Here is a 22,122-nt window from a genome sequence, read left to right on the forward strand (position 1 = left end):
GGAAACGCCATATTCCAGCATTTCATGCCGGCATCTACATAAAATCCGGCACATGAAACTGGACACCATCGACTTGCGCATTCTGGCCGAGTTGCAAACGGACGGCTCGCTGTCCAACGTGGAGCTGGCGCGGCGTGTGCACCTGTCGCCCTCGCCCTGCCTGGCGCGCGTCAAGGCGCTGGAGAAGGCCGGCGTGATCGCGCGCTATGTGGCGCTGGCCAATGCGTCGGCCCTGGGGCTGGGGCTGAATGTGTTCATCAACATCAGCCTCAAGTCGCAGGCCAAGGAATCGCTGGCCGACTTCGAGCGCCGCATTGCCGAGCACGACGAGGTCATGGAGTGCTACCTGATGAGCGGCGACGCCGACTACCTGATCCGCGTGGCCCTGGCCGACATCGGTGCGCTGGAGCGCTTCATCGTGGAGCAGCTCACGCCGATTCCGGGCATAGAGAAGATCCGCTCCAGCTTCACGCTCAAGCAGGTGCGGTACAAGACCGCCCTGCCCCTGCCGGCCGCAGGCTGAGGCGGATGGAGACTGGCCTCAGCCCGCAGGCTTGGCCATCTCGCCGGTGGCGATGCGGCGGCGCAGCTCGCCCAGCACGGCCTTGAGGCGGCGCTCGTTGTCCAGCCCCACGCGCACCAGCATCTTCTGGCCGCTGGACAGGGCCTGCAGCTCCGGGTCGGCGTATTCGTAGCGTACCCAGGGCTGGACGGAGGGCACCTCGCCCTCCACCTTGGTCAGCCTGACCTGCACCGGGCCCGCGGGCTCGGGCGCGGCGCGCAGATGGTCTATGACGGCAATGAGACGATCGTTGAAATAGCGGCTGGGATAGCCCAGGTCTTCATAGGCGGTCTGGAACAGGGGATACAGCCGGGCATAGAGCTTGACGGCCCCGTCCATGGGAATGGACTCGGCGAAGGCCACGAAGGCCTTGTAGCGTGCGGCGTTGGCGGGGGAGATGGCCTGTGCCTCCCCGGCCTCCGCGGCGCCCTCCACCGTGAAACGCTGCGGCGCGGGGTGCACGGGCCAAAGCCGTGCTGGGGCCTGGGAGCGGGTCAGGTTGTCCACGGTGGCCACGGCGCGGCGCACAAAACCGTCCATCTGCAGAAAGCTGCCTGCCTTGTCACGGCCCAGCAGGCCGTTGAGGGCCTGGGCGACATGGGCGTCGGAGTCCTGCAGCGCGGGCAGGCCGGGCGCGGGTGGCTCCAGCGCATCGACAGGGTTCTGGGGCTCGGTCAGCTCGGGCGCGGGGACGGGTTCAGGCTCGGCAGGCTGGGCGGGCGCCTCTGCCACTTCGGGCGGCGCCTCGGGCACGTCGGCGGGACGCCACCAGTACCACCAGGCTGCGCCCCCCACGGCGGCAGCCGCCAGTACCGCTGCGGCGATGCCGAAAGCCGATGGGCCGGAGGATCTGGCGCGGGGGCGGAAGTCTTGGGGGTCGCGTTCTGGCATGGATGGGTCCTTTGGCTTGGGCAGGGGCTGGCAGCACAGTTGCCGCAGGACGTGCGACAGCAAAGCACAACCGGGGTTCCCGGGCTTTCCTGACACCAGCCCCTGACTGGTGTTTATAAGCCGCCCCGCTGCCTGCGCAGGCCCTTGTGCGCGCCAGGCAACAAGGCGTTACCCGGCTTACGCGGCCAGCCTGCGCACAAGAAGGGGGCGGTACAGCAGGCTCAGCCCTGCGTGCCCAGATCCTGGAGCCAGGCCATGGCGGCCTGCAGCTCGTCGGGGCGGATCTCATGCATGCTCGGGTATTCGTGGTAGCTCAGTTGCAGCGGCAGGCGCTGCACGTGGCTGCGAATGGCGTGGGCGCTGGTCAGCGGAATGACGTTGTCGTAGGTGCCGTGGCTGACCCAGAGCGACTTGCCGTCGAAGGCCGCGTCAGGGGCCTGGTGCGGCAAGGCCTCGGGCAGCAGGCGGCTGTGCCAGCACATGGCGGCGCGCAGCAGCGCGGGCTGGGTCAGCAGCAGGCTGAGCGCCATGATGCCGCCCTGGCTGAAGCCGCCCGCCACGGTACGCTGGGCAGGAATGCCCAGCCGCGCGCCGGCCTGCTGCACGGTCTGGGCCACCAGGGCGCGGCTGTGCTCTTCCTGCGATGCGTGGATGTGGCGCGTGCCGTTGGCATCCACCGTGAACTGGAACCAGGCATGGGCACTGGGCCCCATGGAAAACGGGGCACGCAGGCTGAGCACGTGGAACTGCGGCGGCACGAACGATGCGAGGCCGAACAGGTCCTGTTCATTGCTGCCAACGCCATGCATGAGCACCAGCAGCCAGGGCTGCTGCCCCGGTGCGGGTTGTGCGGGGCGCTCCAGCGCCAGCAGGGGCAGGTCGATCATCACGGACTCCTTGGTTTTTAAGCGATTTCCGGGACCGGGGTGGTCCCGGGCAACGCGCCATTGTGGCGCCTCGCCAAGTCCGCGGGGGCAGGAGGTTATGCCGCCTGCGCGTCCTCGAAGGCCATCGCGTCCATGGCCAGGATGGAGTACATGACTTCGCGGCTCAGATACCGAGGCCGCGCCGTGGCGCCGGCCGCGCCCAGGGCGAAGTACAGCGGCATGAAGTGCTCTTCGCTGGGATGGGCGCGCCGGGCCGAGGGAGCGCGTGCGCGGTAGTCCAGCAGCGCGGGCAGGTCCTGCGCCTGCAGGCGCGACTCGATCCAGCGGCTGAAATCCTGCACGTAGGGCGAGGAGGCGCTGGAGCCGCCGACGGCATGGTCGTCCTGCAGGCCATCCTGGCTGCGCAGGGCCTGCACGGCGTCGTCCACCCGCACCGTGGCCTCGCCCGTGCCGCCCCGGAATTCGGCCAGGTTGTGCGTCATGCTGCCGGAGCCGACGATGAGCACCCCTTCATCGCGCAGCGCCGCCAGGGCCGCGCCCAGCGCATGGGTTTCGGCCGGCCCGGCCGAGGCGGGAAGGGACAGCTGGACCACGGGCAGGTCGGCATCGGGCAGCAAATGCATCAGCGGCACCCAGGCGCCGTGGTCGAAGGGCCGCTGCGCGTTGGCGGTGGAGGCAATGCCTGCGGCCTGCAGGCGCTCCATGACTTCCTGCGCCAGCTGGGGCGCGCCGGGGGCCGGGTACTGCAGTTCGTAGAGCGCGGGCGGGAAGCCGCCGAAGTCGTGCCAGGTGGAGGGCGTGGCTCCGGTCATGACTTCCACGCCATGCGACATCCAGTGCGGCGACATGACGACCACGCCGCGCAGCGGGCCGTGGGCCTGGCGCAGCGCCCTGCCCCATTGCGCGAGCACGGGGCCTGTTTCACCCGGCTCCAGCGCGAACATGGGCGAGCCATGGGAGACGTAGAGCACGGGCAGCCGAGTGCCGGCCGAAGCGGCTATGGAGGATGCGCCGGAATCGAGGGAAGCGTGAAAATCTTGCATTCCCCTAATGTAGGGACGCAAGCGGGCCGCGCCAAGCCGCCAAAGGCGGCACACATTGTTGCGCTGGCCGGCTCAATCGTCGCGCGGGCGGCCCCGCAGGGCCTTGGTGGCGCTGTGCCGGCTCTTGCTGTCCAGGCGCCGCCGCTGCGATCCCAGCGTGGGCCGGGTGGCGCGGCGAAGAATGGGTTCGGGATAGGCGGCGGCCACCAGCGCGTTGAGCCGCTGCAGCGCGGCGCGCAGGTTCTGCTCCTGCGTGCGGTATTGCTGGGCCTTGATGACGACCACGCCCTCGTTGGTGATGCGGCCGTCGCGCAGGGCCAGCAGGCGCTGCTGCACGGCCTCGGGCAGGCGCGAGGCGCGCACGTCGAAGCGCAGGTGCACGGCGCTGGAGACCTTGTTCACGTTCTGGCCGCCCGCGCCCTGGGCGCGCATGGCGGTCCACTGCACCTCGTGCAGCTCGATGGGGCGCATGCGCTCATGCATCCAGCGCAGCGGCCAATGCCGCCACAAAGGCATCGGGACGCTCATGCATGACCCAGTGGCCTGCGCCGGGCACCAGGGCCAGCCCCCGGAAGTCGCGCGCATGGCGTGCAAAGGCCTGGGCCAGCTCCTGCATCATCGGTCCCGGGTAGAGCGCGTCGTGCTCGCCATAGATGGCCCATACGGGGCCGTCCACGGCCTGCAGGGCGCGGGCCAGCACATCGGTGTGCGAGAGGCGGCGGCGTGGAAGGCGGTCGCGCTCCACATTGAGCACATGCAGGGCCAGCGTGTCCTCGTCGATGAGGCTGGCGTCATGCAGCATCAGCGCCTGCAGGTTGTAGCGGTGGGCCACGGCCTGCGCCTCGGGCGTGGCCAGGTGGCGCCAGCCCTTGAGCCGCACGGCCAGGCCCTTGCCCACGCCCATGCCGGGCGCCCCGGCCAGCACCAGGCGCCGGGCCAGCGTGCCGTCGGCAGCCGCCAGCATGCCGGCCGTCATGCCGCCAAAAGAGAAGCCGACCAGATCGCACAGCGGGGCGGCGGGCGCTCCGCCATCGGCCAGCAGTTGCCGCAGGCCCTGGCGTAGCGGCTCGACCAGGGTGTCGGCATCCTGGCCGCCCGGTACCCCATCGGAATCGCCGAAGCCGGGCAGGTCGGGTATCCACAGCTGGCGGCCCTGGGCCAGCAGAGCGTCCATGCAGCGCAGCCAGTGCGTCCAGCTGCCGCTGCCGCCGTGCAGCATGACCACCGGCAGCACGCCCGCGCGCGCCTCGCCCCAGACATGCCAGACCATGTGGCCGTCGTCGGGCCGCGCGGCAGACAGCGGCGTGGTGAGGCGCCGCGCACGGGCGCGCAGGCGCTCTATGGCGACAGGCGTGTTCACCACTGGGCCACGGCGTCGATGGCCAGGCCGTAGCCGGCCACACCAAAGCCGCACATCACGGCGCGCGCCGCAGCCGACAGGTAGGAGTGGTGGCGGAAGCTCTCGCGCGCATGCACGTTGCTGATGTGCAGCTCCACCAGCGGCACGCCCGTGCCCTTGACGGCATCCAGCAGGGCCACGCTGGTGTGGGTGTAGGCGGCGGCGTTGAAGATCAGGCCGGCCAGGCGGCCTTCGGCGTGCACGCGGCCGGCCTCGTGGATCCAGTCCACCAGCTCGCCTTCATGGTTGCTCTGGCGGAACTCCAGGGCCAGACCGTAGCGCGCACAGGCGGCTTCGCACAGCGCACGCACATCGGCCAGGGTCTGGGAGCCATAGATGGCGGGTTCACGCAGGCCCAGCAGGTTCAGGTTCGGGCCATTGAGGACATAGACGGTTTTCACGGCGGGGACACTCCAGGTTTCCAACGGGCTGGATTATGCGGGCCATCCCCGGCCCGGCCGCAACGCTGGCACCACGGAAAAAGCCGCCCCGAAGGGCGGCACAAGTCAATCCAGCCCGGTCCGGCTCAACGGCGCCAGTGACCGTGACCGTGACCATGGCCATGGCGGTATCCGCCACGGTAGCCGCCGCGATAGCCGTATCCATAGCCGGGAACGACCACGACGGGCGGCGCACGGTAGACGGCGCGCGGCGCGTAGTAGACCGGAGGCGGGGGAGCGTAGTAGATGGGCTGGGGCGGCGCCACATAGACGGGGGCCGGCGCCACATAGACGGGCGGGCCATACATGCCCGGCGAATTCAGGCTGATGGACCAGTGCACATCGCCCCGGGCCTGGGCGGCGCCCGAAGCCACCAGGGCGGCCAATGCGAGGCCGGCTGCTGCTGCTCTTGCAACCCACGGGGAAGCTGTCGTTGTCATGGTGTCTCTCCTCGAAGTTGGACAGGCGTGGCAGGCATTGCCGCTGGTGCCGCCTCCCCGCACTTTGGCACAGGGGACGGCACACGCCCTGCATTCTCAACGCGCGACAGGGGTCAACGGATGGCAGGCTTTTATACAAGTTTGTTTCCAAATGCCTCAACCCTTGCCCGGCGCGGCTGTCCCAAAGCCGTCCGGAGCGGGTCGGCAGGCGCGCGCCTACAATGCTGCGATGAGCTCTGCTGACGCCTCCCCCATCTCCAAAGATCCGGTCAAACCGAGTAACTTTCTGCGCCAAATCATCGAGGCCGACCTGGCCAACGGTACCTACGCCCAGCGCCGCTGGGGTGGAAGCCCCGGTGATGGCGACCACCACAACCAGGGCCAGGTGGACGTGGCGAAGATCCGCACACGCTTCCCGCCCGAGCCCAACGGCTACCTGCACGTGGGCCACGCCAAGGCCATCTGCCTGAACTTCGGCCTGGCGCGCGACTACCAAGGCGCCTGCCACCTGCGTTTCGACGACACCAATCCCGAGAAGGAAGACCAGGAGTACGTGGACAGCATCATCGATGCCGTCCATTGGCTGGGCTTCGGCTGGAAGGAAGCCGACGGTCACGAGAACCTGTACTTCGCCAGCAACTACTTCGACTTCATGTACCGCGCGGCCGAGTACCTGATCGAGCAGGGCCTGGCCTATGTGGACGAGCAAAGCGCCGACGACATGAAGGCCAACCGCGGCGATTTCTCGCGCCCCGGCGTGGACAGCCCGTTCCGCAGCCGCACGGTGGCCGAGAACCTGGCGCGCTTTCGCGAAATGCGCGACGGCAAGCTGCCCGATGGCGCTGCCGTGCTGCGCGCAAAGATCGACATGGCATCGCCCAACATCAATCTGCGTGATCCCGCCATCTACCGCGTGCGTCATGCCGAGCACCACAACACCGGCAACCAGTGGTGCATCTACCCGATGTACACCTTCGCCCATCCCATCGAGGACGCGCTGGAGCACATCACCCACAGCATCTGCACGCTGGAGTTCGAGGACCAGCGCCCGTTCTACGACTGGCTGCTGGACCACCTGCGCGCAGGCGGCCTGATCGCCGCGCCGCAGCCGCGCCAGTACGAGTTCTCGCGCCTGCACCTGACCTATGTGATCACCAGCAAGCGCAAGCTCAAGCACCTGGTGGACAACGGCATCGTCAGCGGCTGGGACGATCCGCGCATGCCCACCATCGTCGGCCTGCGCCGCCGTGGCTACACGCCGCAGAGCATCCAGGCCTTCTGCGAGCGCATCGGCGTGACCAAGGACTACGCCTGGATCGACTACTCCACCCTGGAAGGCTGCCTGCGCGAAGACCTGGAAAACCAGGCCCATCGCGGCATGGTGGCGCTGGACCCGCTGAAGCTGGAGCTGACCAACTGGGCCGAGGTCTTCGGCAGCGCCGAGCACCTGGAAGCCTGCGAGCTGCCTGCCCTGCCCCACGCCGCCGAAGGCCAGCAGGTGCCGGTGCGCCGCTTCACGCTGGGCCGCGAGGTGTGGATCGAGCGCGAGGACTTCGCCGAAGTGCCGCCCAAGGGCTACAAGCGCCTTTTCCCCGGTAACAAGGTTCGCCTGAAGGGCGGCTACGTGATCGAGTGCACGGGCTGCGAGAAGGATGCCGAGGGCAACGTCACCAAGGTGCTGGCCACCGTGGTGCCCGACACCAAGAGCGGCACGCCGGGCGCTGACAGCGTCAAGGTCAAGGCCGCCATCACCTGGGTGGGCGCGGCCGATGGCGTGCAGGCCGAAGTGCGCCTGTACGACCGCCTGTTCACCGACCCGCAGCCCGATGCGGGCGGCAAGGACTTCCTGGCCCTGCTCAACCCGGACAGCCTCAAGGTCGTGACGGCCTACGTGGAGCCGTCGCTGGCCCAGGCACAGCCTGACGACAAGTTCCAGTTCGAGCGCTTCGGCTACTTCGTGGCCGACCGCAAGGACCACGCACCGGGCAAGCCCGTGTTCAACCGCGCAACGGGTCTCAAGGACTCCTGGGGCAAGTAGGCGCACGGCCCGCTGGCGGGCACCTGCACCGCTCCCCCGAAGATGGCCCACCATCCTGCTTTGCAGGGGTGGGCCATCGCACATCGGCGCTTTTGCAGTGACCATGGCCTCAGCACAATTCCAGGCCATGAACCAAGCCTTGCCACAGGCGGCTTCCGCCGCCAAGTTCGACACCTCCCGCGCGGCCGAGTACGAGACGCAAAGCCGCATCGCCCTGGCCGGCTACGACGCCTGCCACGAGCTGGCCGCCTGCCTGCTGGCAGCCAGCCTGGATGCCGGGCCGAAGTCCGTGCTGATTGGCGGCGCCGGTGGCACGGGCCAGGAAATCCTGGCCACGGCGCGGCTCAGGCCGCAGTGGACATTCACGGCCGCCGACCCTTCGCCCCCCATGCTGGACCAGACCATGGACCGCATCGCAGCCGCCGGCCTGTCGGCCCAGGTGCGTGCAGCACCCTGTGCGGTGGAAGACCTGCCCGCCGGCACGGTGTTCGACGCGGCCACGCTGATCGGCGTGCTGCACCACATTCCTGACGATGCGGACAAGCTCAGGCTGCTGCAGGCCCTGTCGGCCAGGCTGGCGCCGGGTGCGCCCTTCATCCTGGCCTGCAATCGCCATCGCTACGACAGCGAGCCGCTGTTTCTCGAAGCCTGGGCCATGCGCTGGCGCATGGCAGGCGCGGACGAGGCCGCCGTCCATGCGAAACTCGGCAAGATCCGGCAGGGCGCGGTTCCACCCGCCTCGGAAGAGGCAGTGGAGCAGATGCTGGCCCAGGCCGGCTTCGTTCAGGCCAAGCGCTTTTTCTCCAGCCTGTTCTGGTGTGCGTGGATTGCCGCCAAGGCCTGATCGTCCCGAGCCGATCGTTCTTTCTCCGCCTTCCTTTCTTTGATTTGCCTTTCAGCATGAACTTCTCCGCACGCCTTCAGCAACTGCCCACCGTCACCCACCTCGCCGCGCTGCAGCTGGCCGATGCCCAGGGCCAGGTCGTGGCCACCATCGAGAACAAGCCCGGCCAGACCGGCTCCCTGGCCGTGTACCACGCGCTGGCCGCCCTCTACGGCGGCAGCATCACGCCGGCCGCCGCCGAACTGGGCCTGGAGTGGTATGCCGAGCACACGCAGGACGCCATCGCCTTCCCCGGCAAGCACCCCAACATCGACCGCCTGCTGGCCTGGTCCAAGGGTGCCGAGAGCTACCAGGCCCGCCTGCTCGCGGCTTGATCGCGGCCTGATTCCGCCTGGGTAAACACCGCGTCACAGAAGTTGCGCGGACTGGGGGCATCGGCTGACACGCCGGTGTCAACGCAGCGTGCACTTTGGCGTTCAAATGACATGTGCCTTGCCGCTTCGGCGCGCAAGGCGTTCCTGCCCAGGAGAACGCAATGCTGCAATCCGCCGTGCCCAGAGCACGCACCATGGCCCCCTCAGCTTCCCACGCCGGAGCCCTGCGCCTGAGCGTGCTGGGCCTGGCCGCCGCCCTGGCGCTGAGCGCCTGCAACGAATCCCAGGACAAGCCCCCGCAGGCCGCCAGCGCGCCGCTGCCGCCTGCCACCGAAAGCGCCCAGCCCGTCGCCACGCCCGTGGCCTATGTGCCGCCGTCGGCCGAGACGCTCTACCAGATGGTGGCGCCCATTGCGCTGTACCCCGACAAGCTCGTGGCCCAGGTGCTGGCCGCCTCCACCTATCCCGACCAGGTCGGCGCCGCCGAGGTCTGGCTGGGGCAGAACCCGGGCCTCAAGCCCCAGGAGCTGCAGGACGCCGTCAACGGCCAGGACTGGGACCCGTCGGTCAAGTCCCTGGCCCAGTTTCCCAATGTGCTGGCGCAGCTGTCTTCCAACATTCCCTGGACCACGGCCCTGGGCAGGGCCTACTACAACGATCCGGCCGACGTGATGAACGCCATCCAGGTGATGCGCCAGCGCGCCTACAAGGCCGGTACGCTCAAGGACTCCAGCCGGCTCAAGGTGGCCGTGGCCGCGGCCGATGCCCCGCCGCGCGATCCCCAGCCAGCGCCCCAGGACATGGGCGAGCCCCTGTCGTCCATGCTGCCGGTGCCGGTGATCGATGCGCCCTCGCAGTTCATCGAGATCACTCCCGCCCAGCCCGACACCGTCTACGTGCCGCAGTACGACCCGGGTGTGGTGTATGGCGAGCCGCTGCCGGTGTATGGCGGCTACCGCCCCATCGTGGCGCCGCAGCCCGTCTACGTGGGCAGTTCGGCCGCGCCCGTGGTGGCGGGGCTGATCGGCTTTGGCGCAGGCGTGATCCTCGCCGAGTCCGTGGACCGTCGCCCCTGGGGCTGGAACTCCTGGGGCATGCGCTGGGGCGAGCCAGGCTACCGCTGGCACCGCAACGAGCCGCCGCCACCGCCCTCGCGCCGGCCAGCCGTGATCTACAACAACAACACCTATGTGACGCGCTCGACCACGGTGGTGCAGAACATCCGCAACACGCAGATCAACAACGGTGGCAACGTCACCCACATCGCGAACAACCCGCACGTCGAGCCCCGCCCTGCCGGCAACCCGCCCAACCCGCCACAGGGCGGCGATCCGCGCCCGGGCGGCATGGCCGCGGCGGCCCTGGCCGGCGCCGCCGGCATGGCAGGCGCGGCCGCCGCAGCGCATGGCGGCATGCCGCAGCGGCTGGGCCTGAGGCCACCGCAGGGCGGCCCGCCGGCGTCTTCCCAAGGCATGCTGCCGCCCGGCGCCACGCACGGATCTGCCCGGCATGACGGCGCCGATCGCGGCCGCCCGGGCCTGCGGCCCGATGACCGGCCGCAGGCAGCGTTGCAGCCCAGGATGAACCCGGTGCCGGCCTCGCAGCCGGGCCAGTTCGGCAAGTGGCCGCAGGCTCCGCATTCGACCCAGGCTGCAGGGGTGCAGCGCCCGCCAGCCGCCCTGCCCGCTGCCGCCATGCCGGGCGAGCGGGGCCGCGATACCCGCGTGCCTTCGTGGTCGTCTGCCGCCGCGCAGCAGGGCATGCGGCAGCAGGACCGGCAGGACCGCGACCGTTCCATGGCCGATGCCGCGCGCATGCGCCAGCAGCAGCAACAGCAGATGGAGATGCAGACCGCCCGCCTGCGTGGCGAGGAGCAGTCGCGGCAGCAACAGCAACAGCAACAACGGCAGCAACAACAGGCCCAGCGCCAGGCACAGATGCAGATGCAGGTGCAGGCCAGGGACCAGGCCCGCGAACAGGCGCAGATGCAGGCCCGCCAGCAGCAGTTGCAGCAACAACAGCAACAGCAACAAGCCCGTGCGCAGGAGCAGATGCAGGCCAGAATGCAGGCCCAACAACAGGCGCAGCAGCAAGCGCAACGACAGGCCCAGATGCAGGAGCGTCAGGCGCAGCAGCAACGCATGCAGCTCCAGCAGGCACAGCAGGCCCAGGCGCGCGCCCAGCAGCAGCAGGCCCGCGCGCAGCAGGAGCAGCGCCAACAGCAGCAGCGCATGGCCAACGCATCCCGCCCGCAGGAACGGCGCGGCGGACGTGACGAACGCCGGGACCGCTGAACGGCCCGGCAGAGGTTTGGCTTGGCGCACGCTTGGCGGACAATGGGGCGATCGATAACGGCCCCATGCCGGCGCCAAGCCCGCCGCTTCATCCATGCAGATACCGACGACGAATCCCCGCTCCCGCCGACTGTTCGTGCAATCCCTGTGCGCCTCGGGCGCGGGCCTGATCCTTCCCTCCTGGGCCGCCAAGGCCGCAGCGCCCTCCAGCGAATCCCCCTGGCCCCATGACAGCCGCGTGCCCGGCGGCGTGGCCCGCCTGTCGCTGGGGCCCGCATCCCAGCGGCCCCAGGTACTGGCCGGCGACGTGCCCGTGCTGGTGGTGGGCGACATGATCGAATGGACGGCCGTGGTCGGCATTGCGCTGTCGGCCGCACCTGGCACCCACAGCGTGACCGTGAAGGGCGAAGGCGCAGCGCGCTCCCTGGCCTACGAGGTGCGTGACAAGAAGTACACCGAGCAGCGCCTGAAGGTCTCGCCCAAGACCGTGGACCTGTCGCCCGAGGACGATGCGCGCTACCAGCGTGAGCGCGCCCACCAGCAGACCATCATGGCGCTGTTCACCGAGCCGCCCGCACGCCCCGGCGACCTGCGCATGCGCCAGCCCGTGCCGGGCCGGCGCAGCAGCAGCTTCGGCCTGCGCCGCGTGTTCAACGGCCAGCCGCGCAATCCGCACAGCGGCATGGACATCGCGGCAGCCACCGGCACCAACGTCGTCGCGCCGCTGCCGGGCAAGGTGGTGGACGTGGGCGACTATTTCTTCAACGGCGGCACCGTGTGGCTGGACCACGGCGGTGGCCTGCTGAGCATGTACTGCCACCTGAGCAGCGTGCAGTGCAAGCTGGGCGATCAGCTGGACACGGGAGAGGCCTTCTGCAAGGTCGGCGCCACGGGCCGCGTCACCGGCCCGCACCTGCACTGGGGCGTGATGCTCAACCGCAGCATGGTGGATCCGGCGCTGTTCCTGGCGGCGTGAACGGGGCTGTGGCGCCCGCCGGCGTCAGTGGTCGGCCGAGGGAATCGTGTTCTGCGGCGCCACCGGCGTGGGCACGGCGATGGAGTCGCGGTCCTGCGCCAGGTAGCGCGAGACCAGCTCGAAGAAGCTGTCGTAGAAGCCGCTCTTGGCAATCGTCTCGCTGCCCACCTTGACCATGGAGTCGCTGCCCGAGGAGAACGGCAGCGACACGGACCCCAGCGCACCCACGCCCAGGCTGGCCGAGTTGGCGCTCTTCTTCAGGGTATAGCGGTCCTGCAGCGCCGTGACAAAGCCGATGCTGACCTGGCCGTCGGCGGTCTCCGGCACGCAGACCACGCGGATGTTCATCTGCAGGTTCAGCTCCGGGTCGGGCTGGAAGCTCTTGCTGCCTTCTATGAGTTCGGCCGTGCGCGCCATGGCGATGTAGCCCTGGCTCAGCAGCGCGCGGCGCGCGGCCTCGCAGGTCTGGGCCGGCGAGGCATCGAACATGCGCGAGAAGGTCTCGGTGGAGCCGAAGCTCTCCTGCACCGGCACATGCTGGGGAATCGTCGAGCCGCAGCCCGCCAGCACCATGATGACGGCCAAAGCCCCTGCGCAGCGCATGCCACGCACCCTGTTTGCTGCACTCCAACGTCGATACACGAACCTGCTCCTTGCTCCGGTGCCGCTGCCTGCGGATGGCATGGCGGCTGGCCGCCTATTCTCACCCGAGCGCAATGCAATGGCCGGCAACTTTGCAGCAATCGGTTTTTCCGTCTGCATCAAATAGATGCAAACGAATGTGAATAGCGCCCCGTTCTGACAAGCACCGCCGCCCATCTGCGTTATGGTGCCCCGGTTCGGCCACGGCCGGTGCGGCTCATGCCGCACCCGGGCTGCCCAAGCCTGCCGCCGCTGCGCCTGTACCTGTACCCATCAACCAAGGAACTCAACATGAAGCCAAGCTGGACCTGGTGCCTGCCCGTGATCGTCACCATGGGGCTCGGCGCCTGCAGCCATATCGACAAGGGCGGCAACGCCGAAGACGGCGCCAAGCCCCAGGTGTCGGCTCCTGCCGGCCCGCCCGGTGACGCCCAATCGCTGACCGCCTACCACTGGAGTCTTCGCCAGGCCCTCACGCCCCAGGGCACCGAAGACCAGAGCTGGTTCCTGACGGCCGCCTCGCGCAAGCGGCCCCTGCAACTGGAGTTCGCCGACCAGCGCCTGGCCGTCAAGAACCTGTGCAACGTGGTGACCACGGGCTACCGCACCGAAGGCAACCGCATCGCCACCCAGCGCGCCGCCAGCACGCTGATGGCCTGCGATGACGACCAATTGATGGCGCTGGAGCAAAAGGTGGCCCGCATCCTGCCCACGGCCAAGCAATGGTCCGTGCAACTGGGCGAAGGCAAGCAGCCTGCGCGCCTGACGCTCACCTTCATCGACGGCACGCGCTGGCAGCTCGACGGCTCGCCCACGGCACAGACCCAGTACGGCAGCGCAGGCGAACGCATCTTCCTGGAAGTGGCACCCCAGCGCACGGCCTGCAACCACCCGCTGATCAAGGACTTCCAGTGCCTGCGCGTGCGCGAGATCCGCTACGGCGACAACGGCGTGAAGACCTCCACCGGCGAGTGGGAGAACTTCTACAGCGAGATCGAGGGCTACAAGCACGAGCCCGGCATCCGCAACGTGCTGCGCATCCAGCGCTACAAGCGCCAGAACGTGCCGGCCGACGCATCGGCCTACGCCTATGTGCTGGACATGGTGGTCGAGAGCGAGCGCGTGGGCCGCTGAGCGCGCCTGCTGCCCCACAGCCCTGAAGGCCTGCACTGCGCAGGCCTTTTTTGTGGGCTGCGCCTCACAGCACCGGACTGAGCATCGCCAGCAGGTTGTTCCAGATGCGCCGGCCCCAGGGCCAGGAGTGGACCTGAGCGGCGGTGATGCGGTCGGACTGGCGGATGTAGTCGGCCTGGCGCTGGCGGATGGCCTGGGTCACGGCCTCGTCCTGCAGCAGCACATTGTTCTCGAAGTTCAGGTCGAAGCTGCGCAGGTCCAGGTTGGTGGAGCCCAGCAAAGCCACCTGCCCGTCCACGCACAGGGTCTTGGCATGCAGCAGGCCGGGGCGGAATTCATGGAGCATGACGCCGGCACGCAGCAGGTAGCGGTAGGTGCTGCGGCTGGCCGCGCCCACGATCCACGAATCGTTGCGCGCGGGCAGGATGAGACTGACCTGCACGCCGCGCCAGGCGGCGGCGCACAGGGCCTCGAGCACCGTGGCGTCGGGAATGAAGTAAGGGGTGGAGATCACGACCTCGCGCCGTGCGCTGGCCAGCAGCGTGGACACGAGCTGCGAGGTGGAGCGGGGCCGCTCGGCCGGGCCTTCGGCAATGACGACGGCGGCAAAGCCGTCTGCAGGCCGGTCGGGCAGACCGTTTGCGGACCGGACAGCCAACGGCATGGGAGGAACCTGGGCGACGCTGCGTGCCTGCGCCCAGTCGCTGGCGAACACCTGCTGCATCTGCGCCACCACCGGACCCTGCATGCGCAGCATGACATCGACCCAGGGCGCATAGCGGGCCTTGACGGCAAAGGCTTCATCCGCGCAGTTCTGGCTGCCGCAGTAGGTGATGCGCTGGTCGATCACGGTGATCTTGCGGTGGTTGCGCAGGTCCAGGCGGCTGGTGAACATCACGCGGATCGGATGGCTGGTGGGCAGGGCCACGGCCAGCTGCACGCCCGCCTGGGCCATCTGCTGCCAGAGGTCGGTGCGCAGCAGCGCGCGCGAGCCCAGGCCGTCCACCATGGCGCGGCAGACCACGCCACGCCGTGCCGCGCGCACCAGCGCCTGGGCCACGGCCGTGCCCGTGTGATCAGCCAGCCAGATGTAGTACAGCACGTTGATTTCATGCTGGGCGGCGTCCATGTCGGCCAGCATGCGGGCGCGGGCCTCGGCGCCATCGGCCATGAGCTGCGCGGTGTGGCCCGGCTGCGCGGCAAAGCGGTTGATGGAGGCCGCATAGCCGAAGGCAGCCTGCCACTGCGGGGCGATGCCCGCTATCGGCACGGCGGCGCCGTGGTCCATGGCAGCGCCTGCGGCGAAGTCCTGCACCTTGCGGTACCGGGCCCGGCCGCGGCGGCGCAGCGTGACTTCGCCAAACAGGTAGTACAGCGCGCAACTGACGTAGGGCAGCAGCACGATGACGGTGAGCCAGCCCATGCGAACGTCGGGGCGCACATCGTCACGCAAAAGGATGCGCAGGCCGAAACCCGCGATGAGCAGCAGATGCAATGCGATAAGCAGCCAGGTCATGCGGCCAGCATAGCGGCGGCATTGCGGACCTGTTTCTCAGGCGCGCAATGTTTCACGGGGGCACGGGCCTTGATCTGCGGCGGGCGGCCCCCCCCCGGCCATGGATACAGGAACAGAATTCCACGAAAAACCTGAATCATGATGAAAGTACACGCACACATCCCACGAAATTTTTCCGTTGGATGAAGAAAATGACGATGGCGTGACGGTTATGCCCAGCGACTGTGGGCCTGCCTGTGGACAAGCTTCGGGACAACCCGTGTTTGCGGCGCCAGCCTTGGCTTTGCCGGTGGCGCTCAAAAAACAGGCATGTTGCGCCGCCGCCGCAATGTTTCACGCAGCACCGGCAGGGTTCTCAGCGAAAGCGGAAACGGCCTTCGACGAACATGGAGGACCGGTGGCCGCCCTCGCTGGCCGGATCGGCAAAGGACCAGAAGGCCTGCACCGTTCCCTGCGCCGTGTCTATGACCTGGCTGACGGTGAAACCGGTTTTCTCGATCCAGTTGAGGAAGTGCAGGCTGTCGCTGACCTGCAGGTAGCTGAGCCGTTCGCAGCCGTCGGACACATGGCCCAGGGAATCGACCACATGCCAGACCATCTGGCCCTGCGGCGTGTACCGCACATCAGCCTTGCTATCGGGGAAATCGATGACCGCTTCGCGCCCGATCAAGGTGCCGGCGTATTGCATGGACAACATGGACATGGTGTGTTGCTCCTCTGATGCGGGGTTCTGGCCTGACCCGTGATGGCATGTTCACGCGCCGCGTCCCCGGTGTTTGTGGGAGCAGGCCGCATGCCTTCGTCGGCAGCATGGCGCAGGCGGTTCGGCCTGCAGGGCGGCGGCATTTCGCAGATACTGCGCGTGCTCTGCCACGGACTTCCGATCTTGCCCTCCTCCCCGCTTCCCCCCACTTCGGCCGACAGCCCCGCTGCCGGCCTGCGCAACAGCGCCTTCGTCCCTTTCGTCATGGCGCGCATGCTGTCCATGTTCGCCCAGCAGATGCAGGCCGTGGTCGTCGCCTGGCAGGTCTACGACCTGACGCGCGACCCCATGTCCCTGGCCTATGTGGGACTGGCCCAGTTCCTGCCCATGCTGGCGCTGCTGATTCCGGCAGGCGACCTCAGCGACCGCATGAGCCGCAAGCGCCTGCTGTCGGGCAGCTGGGCCGTGGCGGCGCTGTGCTCCCTGCTGCTGCTGTGGCTGTCCTGGCACGAGGGCGCTGCCGCGCACGATGTGCACTGGATCTACGCGGTGCTGGTGCTGTTCGGCTGCAGCCGCGCCTTCACGGGGCCGGCCCTGCAAAGCCTGCTGCCGCAGATCGTGCCGCGCGAGCAACTGGCCCAGGCGCTGGCCACCAACAGCATGCTGATGCGCACGGCCGCCATCGCGGCGCCCGTGCTGGGCGGCCTGCTCTACGCCTGGGGCGGCGCCGTGCTGACCTATGCGGTCTGCGGCGTGTCCCTGGTGCTGGCCGTGCTGCTGCTGGGCACGGTGCCCGTGCGCTATGCCGAAGCCATGGCGCCGGCCGGCGGCTCGCTGTGGCTGCGCTTTGGCGAAGGCATCCACTTCATCCGCACGCGCCCCATCATCCTGGGCACGATTTCGCTGGACCTGTTCGCCGTGCTGCTGGGCGGCGTGGTGGCCCTGCTGCCCGTGTACGCGCACGAGGTGCTCAAGGTTGGGCCCGAAGGCCTGGGCCTGCTGCGCTCGTCCATGACCGTGGGCGAGGTGGCCATGGGCCTGTGGCTGTCGGCCCGCCCCATACAGCGCCATGTGGGCCGCGTGATGTTCGCCGCCGTGGCCATCTTCGGCGTGGCCAATCTGGTGTTTGCGCTGTCGCACTGGTTCTGGCTGTCCATGGCGGCGCTGATGCTGGCGGGTGCGGCCGACATGGTGAGCGTGTACATCCGCTCGGCCCTGGTGCAGTTTTCCACGCCCGACTCCATGCGCGGGCGCGTGAACGCGGTGAACATGCTGTTCATCGGCTCGTCCAACGAACTGGGCGAGTTCCGTGCCGGCACCAGCGCCGCCTGGCTGGGCGCGGTGCCCGCCGCCGTGTTGGGCAGCCTGTGCACGCTGGGCGTGGTCGGCAGCTGGATGACCCTGTTCAAGCCGCTGCGCGACGTGGACCGGCTGGAAGACGCGGCCCGCGTGGGCCAGGGCTAAAGCAGCTCGGCCCGCAGCTGCTGCGCAGTTTTGGGCGACAGCAGGCCGGGCGCCACGTCAAAGACGGTCCTGCAGCCCGTCTGCCCCGATTGCTGCAGCCGGTGCACGGCGCGCGCATAGGCCACGAGCACGCTGGCCGTGAACTCCGGGTTGCTGTCCAGCTGCAGCCGGTATTCGATGGAATGGCGCAGCCCATCGGAGCTGCTGCCGCTGCGGATGACGAAGCCGCCATGCGCCATGGCCGCATGGTCACGGGCCAGCTCCTGCGCGCTGATGAAGTGCACCGTGGTGTCGTACTCGTCGAAGTAATGCGGCATGCCGGTGATGGCCTGGCGCACGCCGTCGGCATCGGCCCCATGCTCCAGCACCACAAAGCACTCGCGCCGGTGCCGCTCGCGCGCAGACAGTTCGGGCCGCACGCCGCTGCGCACGCGCTGCACGGCCTCGTCCACGGGAATGGTGTACTGCACGCCGCCGGCCACGCCGGGAATGCGGCGGATGGCGTCGGAGTGCCCCTGGCTCAGGCCCTTGCCCCAGAAGGTGTAGGTGGCGCCATCGGGCAGCAGGGCCTCGCCCATGAGGCGCTGCAGGGAGAACATGCCCGGGTCCCAGCCGGCCGAGATCAGCGCCGTGGTGCCCGCCGCGCGGGCCGCCGCGTCGACCAGCTCGAAATGCCCGGGAATGCGCGCATGCGTGTCAAAGCTGTCCACCAGGCTGAAATGCGCGGCCAGCGCGGGGGACTGCTGCGGCAGGTCGTCCTTGGAGCCGCCGCACAGCACCAGCACGTCGATGCCTGCGCGATGGGCCAGCAGGCTGTCCATGTCGTGCACGGGCGTGCCGGGCTGCAGCGGACGCAGCTGCGCCGGATCGCGGCGGGTGTAGATGCCGGCCAGCACCATGTCGGGGTTGCGGGCAATGGCCACCTCCACGCCACGGCCCAGGTTGCCGTGGCCGACGATGGCGATGCGGATGGGAGCGGTGCTGCGATGGTCCATGCGGTGCGGTGCCTTTGCGATGAGGTTCAAAAACTGCGGCTCGAAAATGAGGTCCATGCGCCAGCGCAGAACCAGGCGCGATCTTGCATCGCCAAGGAGCAGCCAGTCGTGCACTGCCGGGCAGCACTGCGTTGCCCTGCGCGGGGGTACTGAGCGGCGATGTTGGGCAGGGGTATTGGGAGAGGGTCGTGGGCCGTGGTGGACAGCAGCGCCTACACTCACGCCCTCATGTCCCAGCCCTCATCCCCCATCGCCCAGCCGCTGCCCTCGGAGTGCGGCGACGCACCGCTGCACATCCTCTGGCGCGACGAGCACCTGGTGGCGGTCTACAAGCCCGCAGGCTGGCTGGTGCACCGCACGGGACTGGACGCGCACGAGACGCGCTTCGTGCTGCAGACCTTGCGCGACCAGCTGGGCTGCCATGTGCACCCTGCGCACCGGCTGGACAAGGGCACCTGCGGCGTGCTGGTGATGGCCCTGCATGCCCAGGCCGCGCAGCGGCTGGGCCAGGCGTTTGCCGGGCAGCAAGTGCGCAAGCAATACCTGGCGCTGGTGCGCGGCTGGCTGCCCGATGCGGTGGAGGTGGACCACGCGCTCCGACCCGACGATGCGCCCGAGGACGCGCCAGCCCAGCCCGCACGGACTGCGCTGCGCTGCCTGGCCCGGCTCGAATGGCCCGAGGCCTTTGATCCGCGCCATGCGGCCACGCGGATTTCGCTGGTCCAGGCGCTGCCTGCCACGGGCCGCCGCCACCAGATACGCCGCCATCTCAAGCATGTGGCCCATCCCATCATTGGCGACGCCACGCATGGCAAGGGGCCGCTGAACCGCTGGTGGGCCGAGCGCCTGGGCCTGCAGCGGCTGTGGCTGCATGCCCATGCGCTGGAGCTGGCGCACCCGATGACGGGCGAGCCGCTGCGCTTGGAGGCCGACTGGAGCCGGCTGGGCCATGTGCCCGATGTGCAGCACTGGCGCGCGCTGTGCGCCCTGCCCGGCTGGCAGGCCTGTGCGGGCCTGCCGGCGACGGCCGGGCTGGATCAGGCAGCTTCGGCAGGCGCGCCCGTTTCAGGCTGCTCCATCAGCGGCGCGGCCACGTAGGCGTAGTCGGCCGAGGCATCGGCCTTGAGCACGCCCGACAGCAGCTCCACCAGGCGCTCGTTGCCCATCTTGAAGCCGCAGGCCTGGGCATGGCCGCCGCCGCCGAAGCTTTCGGCCAGCGCAATGCAGTTGAACTCCGAGCGCGATCGCAGCCCGACCTTCACGCCCTTGGTGCTGGCATGCCACATCAGCGCGAAGCTGCCGCTCTGGCGCGCCAGCAGGTCGCCGACCTGGCTGTGGAACATGCCGGGGCAGTTGACCATCAGGCCCTGCATGCCGTTGAAGACCAGGGGCTGGGCGGACTCGGAAATGTCGGCGCACAGCTTCTGGAATTTCTCGTCCATGGCGCCGCCGCGTGCCATGAAGGCAGCTTCCTGCTCGGGCGTGAAGGCCGCGATCTCGGCCCAGCGCTCGAAGCTGCGCGGCTCCATGTCCAGCGCCGCGAGAAAGCCCGCGCTCTCGGCGAATTCCCACTTCCAGATGTCGCGGTCCTCGATGAAGCGGATCAGGCCCGGCACGGGCTTGTCGGCCTGGAAGAACTCCCAGGCCAGGCGCGCGCCGGACTTGTTCATGTCGAAGTGCACGACGCCGCAGCGGCACTGGTAGCCGGTGAGCTTTTCGGCAGCGCTCTTGTGGTGGTCCAGCACCACGAGCTTGGACACGCGCGACTCGATCTCGGCCATCAGCTCGGGCTCGAAGGCGAAGTCCAACACGTAGACCGCGCGGCCGGCCAGCTCGCCCAGGTCGTCGGCCTTCTGGATCTCGCCATGGTCCAGTCCGCGGAATTCGGCCTGCCCACCGTAGAACAGCCAGGCCGCCAGCGCCGCGCCATAGCCGTCCGGGCAGCGGCGGCCGTGGTACAGGATCAGGGGCTGGGGATCGTCATGCTCGGGACGCACGAACAATTGCAGGGGCAGGATGGTGTTTTTCATGATGGGGGCGATTGTCGGTCCTGGCGCCATTCCCCTGCATCTGCGCCAACTCCCGGGCCAGGGCATTGCGCGGGCAGCTATCAAAGAACGTAGCGCAAAGCCTCGGCAGCACAAGGCCTATCGGCGCGGCAGACGGCATAGGCAAACCCCAGGACCTATCATGTCCGCCTTGTCATTGAATTGCTGCGACCGCCTGCGGACCCGCTTGGCGTGCAGGCCGTCGCGGCCCCTGTATGCGATCCACACCCGACATCACCCCCCATCTCGGCTCCCTGCTGAAGTTCCGCCACGACCTGCATGCCCACCCCGAGCTGCGCTACGAGGAGCACCGCACCGGCGACAAGGTGGCGGCCTATCTCCAGGCGCTGGGGCTGCAGGTGCATCGCGGGCTGGGCAGGACCGGCGTGGTGGCAAGCATCCACGGCCGGGGGCGCAGCGCCGCCAACCCGGGCCGCAGCCTCGGCATCCGTGCCGACATGGATGCGCTGCCGGTGACGGAACTCAATGCCTTCGGCCACGCCAGCCAGAACCCGGGCTGCATGCATGCCTGCGGCCATGACGGCCATACCACCATGCTGCTGGGTGCGGCCACGCTGCTGGCGCAGCAGCCCGATTTCGATGGCACGGTGCACCTGATCTTCCAGCCCGCCGAGGAAGGCGGCGCAGGCGCCAAGGCCATGATGGACGATGGCCTGTTCGAGCGATTCCCCTGCGAGGCCGTGTTCGCCCTGCACAACTGGCCGGCCCTGCCTGCCGGCGAAATGGCGGTGCGCGTGGGGCCCATCATGGCGTCCACGCTGCGTTTCGAGATCCGCGTGCACGGCAAGGGCGGGCACGCTGCCATGCCCCACACCACGCTGGACCCGATTCCCGTGGCCTGCGCCATCGTCGGCCAGCTGCAGACCCTGGTGTCGCGCAGCACCGATCCGCTGGACAGCGCCGTGCTCACCGTGGGCAAAATCACCAGCGGCACGGTGGAAAACATCATTCCCGACGAGGCCAGCATCTTCGGCACGGTGCGCGCCCTCAGGACCGAGACGCAGCAGATGTTCATCGAAGGCATGCAGCGCATCAGCGAGCATGTGGCGGCGGCCCATCTGTGCCGCGCCGAGTTCATCCTCAAGCCCGGCTACCCCAACACCACCAACCACGCGCACGAGGCCCGCTTCATGGCCGATGTGATGCGCGAGGCGGTGGGCGAGGACCGCACCCACGCCGACATCCTGCCGGCCATGACGGCCGAGGACTTCGGCTTCATGCTCGAGGCCGTGCCCGGCGCCTATGGCTGGATAGGCAACGGTCCCGCCACGGGCCAGCCCGGCGTGGGCCTGCACAATCCCGGCTACGACTTCAACGACGACAACCTGGGACGTGGCGCACGCTTTTGGGATCTGCTGGCGCGCCGCTGGCTGGAGCAGCCCGCCAACCAGGCCAGGGACTGAGACAGGCC

22 protein-coding genes are annotated in these 22,122 nt (G+C 68.9%); 10 read left to right on the forward strand and 12 right to left on the reverse strand.

Annotated elements, in window-relative coordinates:
• Positions 1–52: 52 nt before the first annotated feature.
• Positions 53–523 (forward strand): Lrp/AsnC family transcriptional regulator, encoded by a 471-nt coding sequence (locus GRX31_RS25435; protein WP_012204416.1) that lies wholly within the window; start codon positions 53–55, stop codon positions 521–523.
• A gap of 18 nt (positions 524–541) precedes the next feature.
• Here the strand turns inward: GRX31_RS25435 and GRX31_RS25440 are convergent, their stop codons facing one another.
• From GRX31_RS25440 to GRX31_RS25470, 7 genes are all read right to left on the reverse strand, one after another.
• Positions 542–1,453 carry a DUF3014 domain-containing protein gene (locus GRX31_RS25440; protein WP_047219662.1) on the reverse strand — a complete coding sequence of 304 codons (912 nt, stop codon included), beginning with the start codon at positions 1,451–1,453 and terminating at the stop codon, positions 542–544.
• Between the two features lie 221 nt (positions 1,454–1,674).
• Positions 1,675–2,340, reverse strand: a complete 666-nt coding sequence (locus GRX31_RS25445) for an alpha/beta hydrolase (protein WP_016450545.1) — start codon at positions 2,338–2,340, stop codon at positions 1,675–1,677.
• A gap of 95 nt (positions 2,341–2,435) precedes the next feature.
• The gene (locus tag GRX31_RS25450; protein ID WP_160855458.1) at positions 2,436–3,383 is read right to left on the reverse strand and encodes a dioxygenase family protein; all 948 of its coding nucleotides are present in this window, start codon (positions 3,381–3,383) and stop codon (positions 2,436–2,438) included.
• Positions 3,384–3,455: 72 nt separating this feature from the next.
• Positions 3,456–3,866 carry an alternative ribosome rescue aminoacyl-tRNA hydrolase ArfB gene (gene arfB, locus GRX31_RS25455; RefSeq protein WP_160855474.1) on the reverse strand — a complete coding sequence of 137 codons (411 nt, stop codon included), beginning with the start codon at positions 3,864–3,866 and terminating at the stop codon, positions 3,456–3,458.
• A complete protein-coding gene (locus GRX31_RS25460) occupies positions 3,859–4,743 on the reverse strand; it encodes an alpha/beta fold hydrolase (protein WP_070081006.1) in 885 nt (294 codons plus the stop codon). Before GRX31_RS25460 ends, arfB begins: the two co-directional genes overlap by 8 nt.
• A complete protein-coding gene (gene aroQ / locus GRX31_RS25465; RefSeq protein WP_016450549.1) occupies positions 4,740–5,183 on the reverse strand; it encodes a type II 3-dehydroquinate dehydratase in 444 nt (147 codons plus the stop codon). Before aroQ ends, GRX31_RS25460 begins: the two co-directional genes overlap by 4 nt.
• 125 nt (positions 5,184–5,308) lie before the next feature.
• Positions 5,309–5,662 (reverse strand): hypothetical protein, encoded by a 354-nt coding sequence (locus GRX31_RS25470; RefSeq protein WP_016453885.1) that lies wholly within the window; start codon positions 5,660–5,662, stop codon positions 5,309–5,311.
• Between the two features lie 229 nt (positions 5,663–5,891).
• Here GRX31_RS25470 and GRX31_RS25475 point away from each other — a divergent pair, with 229 nt between their 5' ends.
• The 5 genes from GRX31_RS25475 (at position 5,892) to GRX31_RS25495 (ending at position 12,188) form a co-directional block, all read left to right on the forward strand.
• On the forward strand, positions 5,892–7,700 hold the full coding sequence (locus GRX31_RS25475) for a glutamine--tRNA ligase/YqeY domain fusion protein (RefSeq protein WP_047468446.1): 1,809 nt from the start codon (positions 5,892–5,894) through the stop codon (positions 7,698–7,700).
• 127 nt (positions 7,701–7,827) lie between these two features.
• On the forward strand, positions 7,828–8,544 hold the full coding sequence (locus GRX31_RS25480) for a class I SAM-dependent methyltransferase (RefSeq protein WP_016450552.1): 717 nt from the start codon (positions 7,828–7,830) through the stop codon (positions 8,542–8,544).
• A gap of 56 nt (positions 8,545–8,600) precedes the next feature.
• Entirely contained in the window at positions 8,601–8,918 is a 318-nt protein-coding gene (locus tag GRX31_RS25485) for a DUF2322 family protein (protein WP_016453887.1), read from the forward strand.
• A 161-nt stretch (positions 8,919–9,079) separates the two neighbouring features.
• Positions 9,080–11,212 carry a DUF3300 domain-containing protein gene (locus tag GRX31_RS25490; protein WP_160855460.1) on the forward strand — a complete coding sequence of 711 codons (2,133 nt, stop codon included), beginning with the start codon at positions 9,080–9,082 and terminating at the stop codon, positions 11,210–11,212.
• Positions 11,213–11,306: 94 nt separating this feature from the next.
• Complete coding sequence (locus GRX31_RS25495) at positions 11,307–12,188, forward strand: peptidoglycan DD-metalloendopeptidase family protein (RefSeq protein ID WP_016450475.1); 882 nt, start codon at positions 11,307–11,309, stop codon at positions 12,186–12,188.
• Between the two features lie 24 nt (positions 12,189–12,212).
• On the opposite strand, the gene GRX31_RS25500 is transcribed toward GRX31_RS25495, so the two are convergent.
• A complete protein-coding gene (locus GRX31_RS25500; RefSeq protein WP_016450474.1) occupies positions 12,213–12,791 on the reverse strand; it encodes a DUF2242 domain-containing protein in 579 nt (192 codons plus the stop codon).
• A 330-nt stretch (positions 12,792–13,121) separates the two neighbouring features.
• Here GRX31_RS25500 and GRX31_RS25505 point away from each other — a divergent pair, with 330 nt between their 5' ends.
• Positions 13,122–13,964, forward strand: a complete 843-nt coding sequence (locus GRX31_RS25505; RefSeq protein WP_202396713.1) for an META and DUF4377 domain-containing protein — start codon at positions 13,122–13,124, stop codon at positions 13,962–13,964.
• A 64-nt stretch (positions 13,965–14,028) separates the two neighbouring features.
• Here the strand turns inward: GRX31_RS25505 and cls are convergent, their stop codons facing one another.
• Together cls and GRX31_RS25515 are read right to left on the reverse strand one after the other, a co-directional pair.
• Entirely contained in the window at positions 14,029–15,480 is a 1,452-nt protein-coding gene (cls, locus tag GRX31_RS25510; RefSeq protein WP_160855464.1) for a cardiolipin synthase, read from the reverse strand.
• Between the two features lie 355 nt (positions 15,481–15,835).
• On the reverse strand, positions 15,836–16,183 hold the full coding sequence (locus GRX31_RS25515) for a MoaF-related domain-containing protein (RefSeq protein ID WP_012204400.1): 348 nt from the start codon (positions 16,181–16,183) through the stop codon (positions 15,836–15,838).
• A 90-nt stretch (positions 16,184–16,273) separates the two neighbouring features.
• Between GRX31_RS25515 and GRX31_RS25520 the strand changes: the two genes are divergently transcribed.
• Positions 16,274–17,647: an MFS transporter gene (locus GRX31_RS25520; protein WP_160855466.1), complete on the forward strand. Its 1,374-nt coding sequence runs from the start codon at positions 16,274–16,276 to the stop codon at positions 17,645–17,647.
• On the opposite strand, the gene GRX31_RS25525 is transcribed toward GRX31_RS25520, so the two are convergent.
• Positions 17,644–18,642 carry a diaminopimelate dehydrogenase gene (locus tag GRX31_RS25525; RefSeq protein ID WP_160855468.1) on the reverse strand — a complete coding sequence of 333 codons (999 nt, stop codon included), beginning with the start codon at positions 18,640–18,642 and terminating at the stop codon, positions 17,644–17,646. The two genes, GRX31_RS25520 and GRX31_RS25525, sit on opposite strands and share 4 nt — an antisense overlap.
• 228 nt (positions 18,643–18,870) lie before the next feature.
• On the opposite strand from GRX31_RS25525, the gene GRX31_RS25530 reads away from it, so the two are divergent.
• Entirely contained in the window at positions 18,871–19,740 is an 870-nt protein-coding gene (locus GRX31_RS25530; RefSeq protein ID WP_202396714.1) for a pseudouridine synthase, read from the forward strand.
• On the opposite strand, the gene GRX31_RS25535 is transcribed toward GRX31_RS25530, so the two are convergent.
• Positions 19,680–20,672, reverse strand: coding sequence for a DHH family phosphoesterase (locus GRX31_RS25535; RefSeq protein WP_017405579.1), 993 nt, complete (start codon positions 20,670–20,672; stop codon positions 19,680–19,682). The two genes, GRX31_RS25530 and GRX31_RS25535, sit on opposite strands and share 61 nt — an antisense overlap.
• Positions 20,673–20,905: 233 nt before the next feature.
• Between GRX31_RS25535 and GRX31_RS25540 the strand changes: the two genes are divergently transcribed.
• Positions 20,906–22,114, forward strand: coding sequence for a M20 aminoacylase family protein (locus tag GRX31_RS25540; protein WP_160855472.1), 1,209 nt, complete (start codon positions 20,906–20,908; stop codon positions 22,112–22,114).
• The last annotated feature ends 8 nt before the right edge of the window (positions 22,115–22,122 follow it).

This window comes from Delftia sp. CH05, assembly GCF_009827015.1.
Taxonomy (GTDB): domain Bacteria; phylum Pseudomonadota; class Gammaproteobacteria; order Burkholderiales; family Burkholderiaceae_C; genus Comamonas; species Comamonas tsuruhatensis.

Coding starts and splice junctions, on each gene's coding strand:
- GRX31_RS25445 (WP_016450545.1), bottom strand. CDS start 2,340: ATGATCGACCTGCCCCTGCTGGCGCTGGAGCGCCCCGCACAACCCGCA.
- GRX31_RS25435 (WP_012204416.1), top strand. CDS start 53: ATGAAACTGGACACCATCGACTTGCGCATTCTGGCCGAGTTGCAAACG.
- GRX31_RS25515 (WP_012204400.1), bottom strand. CDS start 16,183: ATGTCCATGTTGTCCATGCAATACGCCGGCACCTTGATCGGGCGCGAA.
- arfB (WP_160855474.1), bottom strand. CDS start 3,866: ATGCATGAGCGCATGCGCCCCATCGAGCTGCACGAGGTGCAGTGGACC.
- GRX31_RS25530 (WP_202396714.1), top strand. CDS start 18,871: ATGTCCCAGCCCTCATCCCCCATCGCCCAGCCGCTGCCCTCGGAGTGC.
- GRX31_RS25480 (WP_016450552.1), top strand. CDS start 7,828: ATGAACCAAGCCTTGCCACAGGCGGCTTCCGCCGCCAAGTTCGACACC.
- GRX31_RS25520 (WP_160855466.1), top strand. CDS start 16,274: ATGCCTTCGTCGGCAGCATGGCGCAGGCGGTTCGGCCTGCAGGGCGGC.
- GRX31_RS25470 (WP_016453885.1), bottom strand. CDS start 5,662: ATGACAACGACAGCTTCCCCGTGGGTTGCAAGAGCAGCAGCAGCCGGC.
- GRX31_RS25540 (WP_160855472.1), top strand. CDS start 20,906: ATGCGATCCACACCCGACATCACCCCCCATCTCGGCTCCCTGCTGAAG.
- GRX31_RS25525 (WP_160855468.1), bottom strand. CDS start 18,642: ATGGACCATCGCAGCACCGCTCCCATCCGCATCGCCATCGTCGGCCAC.
- GRX31_RS25490 (WP_160855460.1), top strand. CDS start 9,080: ATGCTGCAATCCGCCGTGCCCAGAGCACGCACCATGGCCCCCTCAGCT.
- GRX31_RS25505 (WP_202396713.1), top strand. CDS start 13,122: ATGAAGCCAAGCTGGACCTGGTGCCTGCCCGTGATCGTCACCATGGGG.
- GRX31_RS25450 (WP_160855458.1), bottom strand. CDS start 3,383: ATGCAAGATTTTCACGCTTCCCTCGATTCCGGCGCATCCTCCATAGCC.
- GRX31_RS25495 (WP_016450475.1), top strand. CDS start 11,307: ATGCAGATACCGACGACGAATCCCCGCTCCCGCCGACTGTTCGTGCAA.
- GRX31_RS25440 (WP_047219662.1), bottom strand. CDS start 1,453: ATGCCAGAACGCGACCCCCAAGACTTCCGCCCCCGCGCCAGATCCTCC.
- GRX31_RS25535 (WP_017405579.1), bottom strand. CDS start 20,672: ATGAAAAACACCATCCTGCCCCTGCAATTGTTCGTGCGTCCCGAGCAT.
- cls (WP_160855464.1), bottom strand. CDS start 15,480: ATGACCTGGCTGCTTATCGCATTGCATCTGCTGCTCATCGCGGGTTTC.
- GRX31_RS25475 (WP_047468446.1), top strand. CDS start 5,892: ATGAGCTCTGCTGACGCCTCCCCCATCTCCAAAGATCCGGTCAAACCG.
- GRX31_RS25485 (WP_016453887.1), top strand. CDS start 8,601: ATGAACTTCTCCGCACGCCTTCAGCAACTGCCCACCGTCACCCACCTC.
- GRX31_RS25500 (WP_016450474.1), bottom strand. CDS start 12,791: ATGCGCTGCGCAGGGGCTTTGGCCGTCATCATGGTGCTGGCGGGCTGC.